The 14,193-nt window shown below is 59.3% G+C and carries 11 protein-coding genes and 1 tRNA gene; 1 reads left to right on the forward strand and 11 read right to left on the reverse strand.

All coding sequences use genetic code 11. The features are described 5' to 3' along the window. Window positions 1–515: 515 nt before the first annotated feature. A complete protein-coding gene (locus tag LG385_RS11545; RefSeq protein ID WP_225774412.1) occupies window positions 516–5,498 on the forward strand; it encodes a trifunctional serine/threonine-protein kinase/ATP-binding protein/sensor histidine kinase in 4,983 nt (1,660 codons plus the stop codon). A 140-nt stretch (window positions 5,499–5,638) separates the two neighbouring features. Here LG385_RS11545 and LG385_RS11550 read toward each other — a convergent pair whose 3' ends face one another. From LG385_RS11550 to thrS, 11 genes are all read right to left on the reverse strand, one after another. Beyond that, window positions 5,639–5,938: an XRE family transcriptional regulator gene (locus tag LG385_RS11550; protein ID WP_225774413.1), complete on the reverse strand. Its 300-nt coding sequence runs from the start codon at window positions 5,936–5,938 to the stop codon at window positions 5,639–5,641. Window positions 5,939–5,942: 4 nt separating this feature from the next. Further along, on the reverse strand, window positions 5,943–6,290 hold the full coding sequence (locus LG385_RS11555; protein ID WP_225774414.1) for a type II toxin-antitoxin system RelE/ParE family toxin: 348 nt from the start codon (window positions 6,288–6,290) through the stop codon (window positions 5,943–5,945). Between the two features lie 278 nt (window positions 6,291–6,568). Next, a tRNA-Pro gene (locus tag LG385_RS11560) sits at window positions 6,569–6,645 on the reverse strand. 97 nt (window positions 6,646–6,742) lie between these two features. Next, window positions 6,743–7,099 (reverse strand): MerR family transcriptional regulator, encoded by a 357-nt coding sequence (locus tag LG385_RS11565; protein ID WP_168080663.1) that lies wholly within the window; start codon window positions 7,097–7,099, stop codon window positions 6,743–6,745. Then, complete coding sequence (gene ihfA, locus LG385_RS11570) at window positions 7,080–7,382, reverse strand: integration host factor subunit alpha (RefSeq protein WP_002553164.1); 303 nt, start codon at window positions 7,380–7,382, stop codon at window positions 7,080–7,082. The genes LG385_RS11565 and ihfA overlap by 20 nt, the downstream gene beginning before the upstream one ends. Window positions 7,383–7,385: 3 nt before the next feature. Beyond that, window positions 7,386–9,767, reverse strand: a complete 2,382-nt coding sequence (pheT, locus tag LG385_RS11575; RefSeq protein ID WP_225774415.1) for a phenylalanine--tRNA ligase subunit beta — start codon at window positions 9,765–9,767, stop codon at window positions 7,386–7,388. A 27-nt stretch (window positions 9,768–9,794) separates the two neighbouring features. Continuing rightward, a complete protein-coding gene (pheS, locus tag LG385_RS11580; RefSeq protein ID WP_181114314.1) occupies window positions 9,795–10,811 on the reverse strand; it encodes a phenylalanine--tRNA ligase subunit alpha in 1,017 nt (338 codons plus the stop codon). Between the two features lie 108 nt (window positions 10,812–10,919). Next, entirely contained in the window at window positions 10,920–11,276 is a 357-nt protein-coding gene (gene rplT / locus LG385_RS11585) for a 50S ribosomal protein L20 (RefSeq protein WP_040262863.1), read from the reverse strand. 33 nt (window positions 11,277–11,309) lie between these two features. Then, complete coding sequence (rpmI, locus tag LG385_RS11590; protein ID WP_009394045.1) at window positions 11,310–11,504, reverse strand: 50S ribosomal protein L35; 195 nt, start codon at window positions 11,502–11,504, stop codon at window positions 11,310–11,312. Between the two features lie 60 nt (window positions 11,505–11,564). Then, window positions 11,565–12,116 (reverse strand): translation initiation factor IF-3, encoded by a 552-nt coding sequence (gene infC / locus LG385_RS11595; RefSeq protein WP_181114583.1) that lies wholly within the window; start codon window positions 12,114–12,116, stop codon window positions 11,565–11,567. Then, complete coding sequence (gene thrS / locus LG385_RS11600) at window positions 12,116–14,038, reverse strand: threonine--tRNA ligase (protein WP_225774416.1); 1,923 nt, start codon at window positions 14,036–14,038, stop codon at window positions 12,116–12,118. Before thrS ends, infC begins: the two co-directional genes overlap by 1 nt. Window positions 14,039–14,193 lie beyond the last annotated feature (155 nt).

The following is a 14,193-nucleotide window of genomic DNA, read 5'->3' on the forward strand; positions in this document are numbered from 1 at the left end:
GATGCCGTGTGAGTTGACGTGCCACCGCCATGGAAAATAGCGGGGTCTGTTAATTTATTCTTCTTTCTTGATAAGGCCGATCCACTACCGGGGCTAACGCGTAGGCACTGACATCTTCCAAACCAACGCCTGAGCATAAACTAAATCTTTCGCTTCAGACAATTATCCCAAGGGATAGGTTTGCTTCGCCGCGAGCTGCCCCCGAAGGTATCGTCAACCGGCCGAGTAAGGTTTATGAGGCTTGATCCTGCCAAAGTCGGACCAATCTCAGCCATGTGTTGATTAAGGTTTTCTGCCCTGAGCGCTCTGTATAATCTGGGCAATTTCCCCTTCGCAATACACTGGACGCCCAGATGGCAAGCCACCCTGAAAGCTCGAAGCCCTTCACCTTGCCCGTACAGTTTGACGAAGCGTGGCTGTCGAGATGCACGATGACGCTGGTCCGCAGGGAGGGGGATATTTCGTATTGCGAAGTACGTGATCCGGCTATCCGGCGTAGTTGGGAAGCTGTCCGGGTGTCAGTGCAATCACCCTGCGCGTGTCATCAGCTGGAACGGCAGTTCCATCTGGCTCTGGATGAGTCTTGGGCGCAGGTTCCTGAAGCGCTCATCCGAACCAGCGATGGCCTGACCTTGCTCTATCCAAAGGCCGAGGATCCTGATCTCGGCGAGCTTCTGGATTCGACCGAGTTCACCGTGGGCCAGTTGCTATCGATCGGGCAGAAAACAGCCCGGGCTTTATCAAACGCACACGCCAGCGGCGTTGTTCATGGAAATCTGCGCCCGATTCATATCATCGTGGGAGACGGTAACCGGATTCGATTGAGAGGCTTCCAGGGAACGGCGTTGACCAATGCCAGCAACCTGATGCCGACTCCGGAGCAATGGCCCTACGTGGCTCCGGAACAGATCAGGCCCGCTGACAGGGTAACGGACGAGCGAAGCGATCTATATGCCCTGGGGGTGGTGCTCTATCGCGCGGTGGTGGGCCATCTGCCGTTTGATGCGAAAGACCCTGCACATTGGATGCACGCCCACATTGCGATCTCGCCGTCCCTGCCGGCAGTGGACAAAACCCGGGTTCCGGACGTGGTTGGCCAGATCATTCTCAAGCTTCTGGCCAAAGATCCTCGGTCCCGCTATCAAAGCGCCGATGCGCTGGCCGCAGACCTTTCCCATTGCCTGACTCAATGGAATATGAGCGCGGCGGTGACCGACTTCGCCCTCGGGCGTACTGATTTCAAACCCGGGATGTCCACAGCCCAACGCCTGTTTGGACGCGAGTATGAGAGCCAGCGCCTCAAGGGGGCACTGCGGCGCGTTACCACCACGGGAGTCTCCGAACTGCTGCTCGTCAGCGGCGCGCCAGGCGCGGGCAAATCGGCACTGATCAGTGAAGTTTTCCAAGGTCAGCCGGGGCATTGGTGGGCCAGCGGGAAAAGTGACCTGCTTCAACGGCAGGTTCCCTATGGCCCCTTTGCTCAGGTTTTCCACTCACTCGCTACGCGTGCGTTGGGCCGGGACGAAGCCGACCTGCGTCGAATCCGCGATTCGCTGATCAGAAATCTGGACGGCAACGGCCGTCTTCTCACTGAGCTGGTTCCGGAGCTTGAAGGAATCATCGGCAGGCAACCACTCCTGACCGAGCTCCCGGGCCGGCAGGCACAAGGACGGGCAACTCGCACTCTGCTCAAAGCCATCGCGGCTTTCCCACGTGAAGCAGAGCCACTTCTGCTATTCCTGGACGATATTCAATGGGCCGATGAATCCACTTTGCTGCTGCTGACGGCCTTCCTCAGCGAGCCGCCTGGCAACGTTCTGCTCATCGTGGCGTACCGGGACAACGAAGTGGAAGCGCTGCGAAACAGCGGCCAGTTCCTGGACCGGGCAGCACAGCGCAACATCGCGCCAACGTCCGAAGTGTTCCTGGAGCCTCTGGCGACTGACTCCGTGGCGCAGTTGATGGCGAGCTCGTTGTGCCTGCCGGTAGACGACCTGGACCACCTTGCAAAAATCGTTGCCGCTAAAACCGCGGGCAACCCCTACTTCGTGCATCAGATCGTTCGCGCCATGGTCGACGATCAGATCATCAAGGTCGATCCCGATACCGGGAGGTGGACCTGGTCCGCCCAGCAAGTGCGCAAACACAACTACGCCGATAACGTCGTCGACCTGATGATCGAGCGGCTCGATCGGCTGCCACCTGAGCAGCGCAAGATTCTCAGGCTGGCCAGCTGTGTTGGCACCCGATGCGATGACGCGTTACTCCTTCAGATCGCGGGAATTGCCCCCTCCGAAGCACAAGGGTTGCTCGAGCCGCTCCTCACGGCGGGGTTGCTTATCCATGATGACGGCAGCTACACCTTCCCCCACGACAGGCTTCTTGAAGCCGCCTACAATCTGGTCGCGGGCGAGTTGCAGGCCGCTCAGCATGGGTTGATTGCCGCCGCCATGCTCGATGTATGGGGCGACAAACCCACCGATCGCGCCTTCGAGATCGCCAACCAGATCCAGCGAACGTCACTTGAAACAGTGCCGCCTCGGTACCAGGTTCCTTTCATCCGCCTACTGATCTCGGCAGCTGAACGGGCCAAGGACGCCGCCGCGCTGAACCAGGCGGCTGGTTATCTCAGCACCGCCAAAGGCCTGCTGGGCGATCCAGGGTGGACTGCCCAGTATGATGCCTGCTTCGAGGCGCACCGCCTGTATGCCGAGTGCGAACTCCAGTTGGGCCATCTTCAATCCTCGGCATCGCTGATCGATGATTGCCTGCGCCATGCGCGCCCTCCCTTTGACATGGCCATCGCTTTCCGTCTGAAGGCGACGTTGAAAACGCTGCAGTCCGACTACGAAAGCGCCATCTCGGCAGCCCTTTCAGGCCTGCGTCTGCTCGACATCAACCTGGAGCGAAACCCGGACAAAAGCGCCATCGACCAGTCCTACGAAGAAATCATCCAACTGATTGGCGACCGGCCCGTGGCAAGCCTTGGGGCCATCCCGAAGTGTGCCGACCCTATCTTCATTGCCTCACTCGACCTGCTGAGCGCGCTGTTCTGTACGCTGTTCATCGAGGGCGGCCTTCGGTTCACTCACCTGGCCAAGATTGTAGAGCTCACCCTGCGGCACGGTTCTGCTCCAGCGTCGGCCCAAGGGCTTGCCTGGTTCGGCGTGATGATCGCGGACCGTTTTGGGGCCTACGCGCGCGGCCTTGAATTCGCCCAGGCCGCCGAGGCTTTGGACGAGGCGCATGGGGATGATCACACCCGGGCGGCGACGCTGGTGGCGATGGACCGGCTTTCGTCGTGGACCCTACCAATCAAGGCTGCAGTGCAAAAAGCCAGGCAAGCGATCTCGGCCGGGCAAGCAGGTGAAAACATCAGCATGGTTTGCTATGCCTGCTACCACGTGTCCTCCGATCTGCTGGCAATGGGCGAGCGCCTGGTCAAGGTCGAAGAGGAGATATCGCGGGGGTTGGCACTGGTCGGGCAGTACCAATACGCGGACGTGGAACATGTGCTTCAAGCGCAGAAAAAATTTGTCAGCGATATGCGCCACGGCCGCGGTACCCTCCCGCCAGCAAGGCTGCACAAGGAAGGCTCCATCGCGACGCCTGACAGCGGATTTTCAAGTACCACGGCCTTCTACATTCATCTGTACGCCGGGATGACGGCGTATTTTTATCACGATTTCGATAGCGCTATCGCAGCGTTCAAAGAGGCTGAGCGCTTGGTCTGGGCAGTGCCAGGGCATATCAACCTGGCGGATTACTACCTCTACTCAAGCCTCGCCGAGACCCACCCGGATGCCCCCGGCAGCCTGGAGCAAAAGCTTAGGCTGTTGCGGGCCCGCCGCGAACGCTTCGCCGGGTGGGCCGCGGTCAATCCCGCCACCTTCAAAAGCAAGCTGATGTTCATCGAAGGCATGATCGCCATGCTGCAGGACGATGACATGCATGCTATCCGTTGCTTTGATGAATCCGCCATTGCTTCCGCAGCCGCCGGCTTCGTCAATGAATACGCGCTGGCGCACGAGATGCTTGGCACAGCTACGGGCAAGAACGGGCTGATATCGGGCATTACGCTGCATATGCGGGTGGCGCGGGACTGGTATCGGATGTGGGGCGGCGACGGCAAGGCGGACTGGTTGGAGAAGAAGTTTTCCTTCCTGGCGAGCGAGCCGATAGTGGAGCATCGCCCGTTTGCAGAGCCGGGCCTGGACCTTGCCGTAAGCATTCAAACGGCCAAAGCCTTATCGGAAGAAGTGCTGCTGGACAGGCTGGTTGTGACCTTGGTCAACCACCTGATGGTGCAGGCCGGTGCAGACCTTGGCGTGCTGTACGTCGTACAGTCAGGGAAACTCAACATCGCCGCTGCGGGCCGGGTCGCTCAGGGTGAGGTTGTGGTGGACCTGGACAACCTTGCAGAGGTTGAAGTCCCGGCTTCAATCCTGAATGCCACCTTCCGGACAAGAAAAGCGCTGGTATTGGACGATGTTCATGTCGACTGCCCCGAAGCGTACCGGGACGACTACGTTCTGCGGCACACCCGCTCTGTTCTATGCCTCCCCCTACTTCGACAGGGCTCGGTGCTTGGGCTGGTGTACCTTGAGAACAGCCTGTCACCGGGGATCTTCAACGAGCAGCGGCTCTCAGTTCTGGATATCGTGGCTACTCAGGCCGCCGTATCGCTGGATACCGCCCGCTTGTACGAAAAGCTTGTGGAAGAAGCGCACCTCAAAGCCCAGGTCGAAAGCGAGCTTCGCCAATCACGGGAGGAGCTGGCCCGCAGCGCGCACCTCACCGTCATGGGCGAACTCTCTGCATCCATTTCCCATGAGATCAGCCAGCCACTGCTCGGCATCGTGTCTAATGCGGACGCAAGCTTGATGTGGCTTACCCGGGATAATCCTGATATCGAAGAAGCAGTGCTGGGCCTTGAAGACATTCGGGCTGACGGCGCCAGGGCAACCAATATCGTCAAGGCACTCCGCCAATTGGCCAAGCAAGCACCTCCTCAGCTCGAGGCGTTCAAGCTTGATGATCTCCTTCGTGAAGTGCTTCGCCTTACAGCTGCCGATATCGAGCGGCAGAATGTGACCATTCAAGCCGAGCTCGCGCCTAATCTGCTCGTCAATGCCGACCTGGTGCAAATCCAGCAGGTGTTCTACAACTTGATAAACAACGCAGTGGAAGCCGTGTCGCTGAATTCAGGTGATCGAATCGTCCGTATTGAAGCCAAGCATGAAGACGCGCGTGTGTGCGTTCGCGTGGACGACAATGGCCCAGGCATTGCCGAGGAAAACCGCGACCGAATATTCGAGGCGTTTTTCACTACCAAAGGCACAGGGCTTGGTATGGGGCTGGCGATCTGCAGAACGATCATGAAAGCGCACGGGGGTAACCTCGTTGCCGAGAACAATGAGCTGGGTGGTGGGCGCATTTGTTTTTCGCTGATTGCGGCGGGGGCTTTGCGGCGTGGGCCAGTTACGGGGATTCACTAAGGTGCAATAGCCGCGGCGGCAGTCAGCCCATCGGGCTGAGTGAAGCTGCTGCCGAGTAATACCGCGTATTCTCTGCATCGCCGTTAACCACTTTTTTGAACCAGGCACCACTGCGGCGCCGTGCAATGACGCCGCTTGACCTAAAGCGCAGGCGCCCCGTCCGGGATCAAACGAACCTCCACCCTCTGGCCTAGCGCACGGGCGGCACTGGCAAGGGTTGCCAGGGTCATGCCAGGGTCGTTCTGGTCGAGAGCTCGATCGACTGCGCTCCGGCTGGTATGCATTCGTTCGGCAAGCGCTGTCTTGGACAGTTTCTGCGCTTTCATCAATTCTTCCAGTTGCCAAGCGATGACTCGCTTGAGTGCAGCCGCAGAGACCTCCTCAAGCATGCCCTGTTCAGAAAGAAAATCGTCGAAGTCAGAACCGATATGTTTGTCCATTACCCTATCCCTGTAACGTGGCTTTACGCCGCCGGGCGGTGTCGAGGTCCGATGCTGGCGTTTTCTGGCTTTTCTTTATGAACCCGTGCAACAACACCATGGTGTCGCCTTCAACCGCAAAAATCACCCGAGCGATGGTGTCGGCCAGGCCTACCCTAACTTCCCACAAGCCGGCTTCAAATTTGCGAACCACAGGCATGCCGAGGGGCCAGCCGTACTGCACCGTTTTGATGTCCATGCCTATGGCGCGCCGATCCTCGCGTGGCAATCCGGACAACCACTCGCGCACTGGTTCGTTACCTGCTTCCGTGCAGAAAAACCTTACTTTCAGTATGGGGGCTTCCTTGCTCATGCCAGCAAGTGTACCAAAATTAGTGCACCCGGCAATAGTTCATAGTGGGCGGCCCCACCGGCGCAGTTTTGGCTAGCTTCGTTAGGGGCTCTTGGTAGGCGTTACGCCCCGCGCCGCCCTGGCTTATCTCAACTGAAGGAGGCAGCGAATATGGGTCCAGCCACCGAGTCCTGCGGGCCTCCAGATGATCTGAAGAGAAAATCGGATGATGTCCCGAAAAAGTCCCCACACATGAAAAAGCCCAACCGTCTCCGATTGGGCTAAGTCATTCAACAATATGGTCGGGACGGAGTGATTCGAACACTCGACCCCTTGCACCCCATGCAAGTGCGCTACCGGGCTGCGCTACGCCCCGACTAGGCGTTTAAACCTGCTCTCGTTAGCAGCGAGAACGGAGAGAAAGATACCTTAACCTTTTGAATTATGGAAGCTTTTTCTCTAACTATTTTCGTTCACTTCTTGAGTACGTGAAGCACATCTTCCAGTTCGCTGATCATCTGGCGGATGAGTTGCTTGTACTGGGTGGTGTCGTCCTTGGCTTCGTCGCCGGAGAGCCGCAAACGTGCGCCGCCGATGGTGAAGCCTTGGTCGTACAGCAGCGCGCGGATCTGCCGGATCATCAGCACGTCCTGTCGCTGATAATACCGGCGGTTGCCGCGGCGCTTCACGGGGTTGAGCTGCGGGAATTCCTGTTCCCAGTACCGAAGGACGTGGGGCTTCACCGCACACAAGTCGCTGACTTCACCGATGGTGAAGTAGCGCTTGCCGGGAATGGGCGGGAGCTCGTCGTTATGACTTGGTTCCAGCATAGGCTTCCACTCGGGCCTTCAGTTTCTGCCCTGGACGAAAGGTGACGACGCGGCGCGCGGTGATCGGGATTTCCTCACCCGTTTTCGGGTTGCGGCCCGGCCGCTGGCGCTTGTCTCGGAGGTCGAAATTACCGAAACCCGATAACTTGACCTGTTCGTTGTCTTCGAGCGCATGCCGGATTTCCTCGAAAAAGAGCTCAACCAATTCCTTGGCTTCGCGCTTGTTCAGGCCCAGCTCCTCATAAAGACGTTCTGCCATCTCAGCTTTCGTCAGAGCCCCCATACGTCACTTCCTTAACGTGGCGTTCAACCTTTGTTCGAGCGAGGTGAGGATTTGCGAAGTGGTCGAGTTCACCTCATCGTCGGTAAGAGTGCGCGATGGATGCTGCCAGGTCAAGCCAACGGCAAGGCTTTTTCTATGCGGATCAATGCCTTTACCCTGGTAGACGTCAAACAGCCTCAGGTCGGTCAGCCATTCCCCTGCCTGCTCACGAATTACCGTCATGATCGCCTCGCTGGCTACGCCTTGATCGACCACCAGGGCGATATCACGACGCACTTCCGGGAAGCGTGACAGCTCCTTGAACTTGGGCAGGCGGCCTTCAACCACTTCCTCCAGTGCCAGTTCGAACACATAGACCGTACGGTCGAGGCCCAGTTTCTTTTGCAGTTCTGGGTGCAACGCGCCCAGGTAGCCTACTTCCTGGCCGTTACGCTCGATGCGAGCGGTTTGCCCGGGATGAAGCGCCGGGTGGCTGCCGGGCACGAAAGTGAACGCAGCCAGCGCGCCGGCATGGCCCAGCACTGCCTCGACGTCTGCCTTGATGTCGAAGAAGTCGACCTTGGCATCGCCCTGTGCCCAGCCTTCAGGCAGGCGGGTGCCGCAGGCAACGCCGGCCAGCATGGGCTCTTGCTTGAGCTCGCCCAGTTGGCCAACGAAACGCAGGCCGCTTTCGAACAGGCGCACCCGGGTTTGCTGGCGGTTGAGGTTGTGCTGCAGCGCTTGAATCAGGCCGGGCCACAAGGAAACACGCATCGCGGCCATGTCCGACGAGATCGGGTTGGCCAGCGTGAGCGGTTTCACGCCCGGGCTGAACAGCTCGAACTGCTTCGGATCGATGAAGCTGTAAGTGATCGCTTCCTGATAGCCGCGGGCAACCAGCAGGCGGCGCAGCGCGGGCAATTCAGCCTTGGCTTCGGTGCGCAGCTGAGGCGCCAGGCGAGCTTGCGGGTAGCGCACTGGCAGACGGTTGTAACCGTACAGCCGGCCCAGTTCTTCGATCAGGTCAACTTCCAGGCTGAGGTCGAAGCGGTGGCTCGGCACGGTGACTGTCCACTGCCCTGCCCCATCGGCAATCACACCCAGGTCCAGGCCTTTGAGCAAGCCTTCGATAGTGCTGGCGCCCATGTCCAGGCCCAGCATCTGCTCCACGCGCTCGGCACGCAGGGTAATCGGGGTAACCTTCGGCAGGTGTGCCTCGTTGCTCACGTCAACTATCGGCCCCGCTTCGCCGCCGGTGATTTCCAGCACCAGCGCGGTCGCTCGCTCCATGGCCTCTCGGGCGAGGTTGAAGTCCACGCCGCGCTCGTAGCGGTGCGAAGCATCCGTATGCAGCCCGTAGGAACGGGCCTTGCCTGCGACGGAGATCGGCTCGAAGAAGGCGCTTTCCAGGAACAGGTCCCGGGTAGTCGCGGTATTCACACCACTGTGCTCGCCACCCATCACGCCGGCAATTGCCAGTGCGCGCTGATGGTCGGCGATCACCAGCGTATCGCTGCGCAGGGCCACTTCCTGGCCGTCCAGCAACACGAGCTTCTCACCTTCTTCAGCCATGCGAACACGGATGCCGCCATTGATTTCGTTCAGGTCGAAGGCGTGCATGGGCTGGCCCAGCTCGATCATCACGTAGTTGGTGATGTCGACTACGGCGTCGATGCTACGCACTTCGGCGCGGCGCAGGCGCTCGACCATCCACAGCGGGGTCGGGCGGCTCAGGTCGACGTTGCGGATTACCCGGCCCAGGTAGCGTGGGCAGGCGGCAGGCGCCAGCACGTCCACGGGGCGCACGTCGTCGATCACAGGCGGCACGGCCTTGATTTCCGGGCGGCTGACCGGCGACGCATAGAGCGCGCCCACTTCGCGGGCCAGGCCGGCCAACGACAGGCAGTCGCCACGGTTTGGCGTAAGGCCCATCTCGATGATCACGTCTTCGAGCGCCAGGTATTCGCGGATGTCCTGGCCCACAGGCGCATCGGCGGGCAGTTCGAACAGGCCGTCATTGCCCTCGCCTACCTGCAGCTCGGCCTGGGAACACAGCATGCCGTTGGATTCAACGCCACGCAGCTTGGCCTTCTTGATCTTGAAGTCGCCGGGCAGTTGAGCACCGATCATGGCGAACGGGATCTTCAGGCCGGGGCGCACGTTCGGCGCGCCGCACACTACCTGGAAGGTTTCGCCGCCGTTGCTTACCTGGCACACACGCAGCTTGTCGGCGTCCGGATGTTGCTCGGTGCTCAGCACTTCGCCCACTACCACGCCGCTGAAGGCGCCGGCCACCGGGGTCACGCTGTCGACTTCCAGGCCGGCCATGGACAGGCGGGCAACGAGGTCGTCGCGGGATACCTGCGGGCTCACCCAGCCACGCAGCCATTGTTCACTGAATTTCATGCTGCTCTCCTGAAAATGTCGTTATGGCTAGCGAAATTGCGCAAGGAATCGCAAGTCATTGTCGAAGAACAGGCGCAGGTCGTTCACACCGTACCGCAGCATGGCCAGGCGCTCGGCGCCCATGCCGAAGGCAAAGCCGGAGAACTCCTCGGGATCGATGCCGGACATCCGAAGCACGTTCGGATGAACCATGCCGCACCCCATCACTTCCAGCCAGCCGGTCTGCTTGCACACGCGGCAGCCTCCGCCGCTGCAGATAACGCACTGAATGTCCACCTCGGCCGACGGCTCGGTGAACGGGAAGAAGGACGGACGGAAACGCACCGCCAACTCCTTCTCGAAGAACACGCGGAGAAATTCTTCGATGGTGCCTTTCAGGTCCGCGAAGTTGATGTCGCGGTCGATCAGCAGCCCTTCCACCTGGTGGAACATGGGGGAATGGGTAAGGTCCGAGTCGCAGCGGTAAACGCGGCCCGGGCACACAATGCGAATCGGCGGCTGGCTGGACTCCATGGTCCGCACTTGCACCGGCGAGGTGTGGGTGCGCAGCAGCATGTTCGCATTGAAATAGAAAGTGTCGTGCATTGCACGCGCCGGGTGATGGCCCGGAATGTTGAGCGCTTCGAAGTTGTGGTAGTCGTCCTCAACCTCGGGCCCTTCGGCGATGCCATAGCCGATATGGGTGAAAAACTGCTCGATGCGCTCCAGGGTGCGGGTGATCGGGTGCAGGCCGCCACTGGCCTGGCCACGCCCCGGAAGGGTGACGTCAATCTGCTCTGCCGCCAACTGGGCGTTCAACGCAGCCTCTTCGAAGGCCGCCATGCGGGCATTGAGCTCGCCAGTGACGCGCTCCTTGGCTTCGTTGATCAGCGCGCCGACCTTGGGCCGTTCCTCGGCTGGCAGGTTGCCCAGGGTTTTCATCACCTGGGTGAGTTCGCCCTTCTTGCCCAGGTACTGAACCCGGATCTGCTCAAGGGCGTTGATGTCTTCAGCGTTGTGCACGGCCTCCAAAGCTTGGGTGACCAGCGCATCCAGGTTTTCCATTTAAAGGCTCCAGATACGAAATAGGGGAAGAGCGCAGGCCCTTCCCCTATTCAAAGACGTTCAACACCGTTGCCTACCGAGGCAGGCAACGGTGATTGTCGGGGGTACTCAAGCCAGCGAGGCTTTAGCTTTCTCGACAATCGCAGCAAACGCCGCTTTCTCGTTCACTGCCAGATCAGCCAGTACCTTACGGTCGATCTCGATGGCAGCCTTTTTCAGGCCAGCGATCAAACGGCTGTAAGACAGGCCGTTGGTACGAGCACCAGCGTTGATACGGGCGATCCACAGAGCGCGGAACTGGCGTTTCTTCTGACGACGATCTCGGTAGGCGTACTGGCCAGCCTTGATGACGGCTTGCTTGGCAACGCGGAATACGCGGGAACGCGCACCGTAGTAGCCTTTTGCAAGTTTCAGAATTTTCTTGTGACGCTTACGGGCAATGACGCCACGCTTAACACGAGCCATGAGCTATATCCTCTATCTTTGACCGAAACGGAATCAACGAACGCGCAGCATGCGCTCCACTTTTGCGACGTCAGACGGGTGCAGCAGGCTGCTACCACGCAGTTGACGCTTACGCTTGGTGGACATCTTGGTCAGGATGTGGCTCTTGAAAGCGTGCTTGTGCTTGAAGCCGGAAGCGGTTTTCAGAAAACGCTTCGCGGCGCCACTTTTGGTTTTCATTTTTGGCATGTTCGGATACTCCGCATTCAGTGAATAAACATAACCACAAGGCCTGCCGTGCCCTGGAGGTTACTTCTTGCGTTTGGGGGCGATGACCATCAACAGCTGGCGTCCTTCCATCTTAGGCTGCTGTTCAACGGCGCCGTATTCGGCGAGGTCAGCTTCGACCCGCTTCAACAACTCCATGCCCAGCTCCTGGTGGGCCATCTCACGACCACGGAATCTCAGAGAGATCTTGGCCTTGTCCCCATCACTCAGGAAACGTACCAGGTTGCGCAGTTTTACCTGGTAATCCCCTTCTTCCGTCCCTGGACGAAACTTGATTTCTTTGATCTGGATCTGCTTCTGGTTCTTCTTCGCGGCATTCTGCTGCTTCTTCTTTTCGAAGATGTGCTTGCCGTAGTCCATCACGCGGCAAACGGGCGGCAGTGCATCAGCGGAGATTTCCACCAGGTCCAGCTTCGCTTCTTCAGCGATACGAAGCGCTTCATCAATAGAGACGATGCCAACCTGCTCACCGTCAGCACCGATTAACCGAACCTCGCGGGCCGAGATATTCTCGTTGATCGGGGCCTTCGGTGCGGTTCGTTTATCCTGTCTCATTTCACGCTTAATAATGATTACTCCAAATCTTGGCGACCACGCCGGGAAACCGCCTGCGCAAGGTGCTTCTGGAAGTCCGCGACCGGCATCGAGCCAAGGTCAGCGCCTTCACGGGTGCGCACGGCGACAGTTTGCGTCTCTACCTCACGGTCGCCGATGACGAGCATGAACGGGACCTTGAGCAGAGTATGCTCGCGGATTTTAAAGCCAATTTTCTCGTTTCTCAAGTCAGACTTGGCACGGAAGCCGCTGCCATTGAGAATTCCCTCTACTTCGCGGGCGAAATCGGCCTGGTTGTCGGTGATATTCATGATCACCGCCTGGGTAGGCGCGAGCCACGCAGGGAAGGCGCCGGCATAGTGTTCGATCAGCATGCCGATAAAGCGCTCGAACGAGCCGAGGATCGCGCGATGCAACATCACCGGGCGCTTGCGGCCGTTGTCTTCGGCTATGTAGCTCGCATCCAGCCGCTCCGGAAGGTTCGGGTCGTACTGCAAGGTGCCACACTGCCAGCTACGGCCCAGGCAATCCTTGAGCGTGAATTCGATCTTCGGCCCGTAGAACGCGCCTTCGCCCGGCAGATAGGACCACTCCAGGCCCGAATCGTCCAGTGCATCGGCCAGGGCTTTCTCGGCGCGATCCCAGAACTCTTCCGAACCCACGCGCTTGGCGGGGCGGGTGGAGAGCTTCATGGTCACGTCGGTGAAGCCGAAGTCCTTGTAAACCTGCAGGGTCAAGTTGATGAAATCGGCCGATTCCTTCTTCACTTGATCTTCAGTGCAGAAAATATGTGCGTCGTCCTGGGTGAAGCCACGCACGCGCATGATGCCGTGCAGGGCGCCGGACGCTTCGTTGCGGTGGCACGAGCCAAACTCGGCCATGCGCAGCGGCAGGTCACGGTAGGACTTCAAGCCCTGGTTGAATATCTGCACATGGCACGGGCAGTTCATCGGCTTTACCGCGTAGTCGCGGTTTTCCGACGACGTGGTGAACATGTTCTCGGCGTAGTTGGACCAATGGCCCGATCGTTCCCAGAGGATACGATCCACCACCTGTGGCGTTTTCACTTCCACATAGCCGCTCTCGCGCTGAACCTGGCGCATGTACTGCTCCAGCACCTGGTAGATCGACCAGCCATTGGGGTGCCAGAACACCATGCCTGGCGCTTCTTCCTGAAGGTGGAAGAGGTCGAGTTGCTTGCCGATACGGCGATGGTCACGCTTTTCGGCTTCTTCTATACGCTGTATGTAGGCGGCCAGTTGCTTCTTGTCCGCCCAGGCGGTGCCATACACGCGTTGCAGCTGTTCGTTCTTGGCATCGCCGCGCCAGTAGGCGCCAGACAGCTTGGTCAGCTTGAACGACTTGAGGAAGCGGGTGTTCGGCACGTGAGGGCCGCGGCACATGTCCACATACTCTTCGTGGTAGTACAGGCCCATCGCGGTTTCGTTGGGCATGTCCTCGACCAGGCGCAGCTTGTAGTCCTCGCCACGGGCCTTGAACACTTCGATCACTTCGGCGCGCGGGGTCATCTTCTTGATGACGTCGTACTCGGTGTCGATGAGCTCACGCATGCGCGCTTCGATGGCAGCCATGTCATCGGGCGTGAAGGGGCGCTCATAGGCGATGTCGTAGTAGAAGCCTTCTTCGATGACCGGCCCGATCACCATTCTGGCCGATGGGTACAGCTGTTTCACTGCGTGACCAACCAGGTGCGCGCAGGAGTGACGGATGATTTCCAGCCCCTCCTCGTCCTTGGGGGTAATGATCTGAAGGCTGGCGTCGTTGTCGATCAGGTCGCTGGCATCGACCAAGGTTCCGTTGACCTTGCCGGCGACGGTGGCCTTGGCCAGGCCGGCGCCGATCGAGGCGGCGACTTCGGCGACCGAAACGGGGTGGTCGAACGAACGCTGACTGCCGTCAGGAAGAGTAATGGTGGGCATGGCGCCTCCTCTCCTAGTGGTGACCCCTACCAAAGGTCACGTGGGTTGGGATGAGCCAGTACACGATTCGGCGGTATGCCTGCCTCACAGTGGCAGGAGCCAGTGGCCAACCAGGGACCGAACCGGAGTGACTGGAAATAAACAAAAAAACCGCT

The sequence above is a fragment of the Pseudomonas sp. Marseille-Q5115 genome, from assembly GCF_916618905.1.
Classification (GTDB): Bacteria; Pseudomonadota; Gammaproteobacteria; order Pseudomonadales; family Pseudomonadaceae; genus Aquipseudomonas; species Aquipseudomonas japonica_A.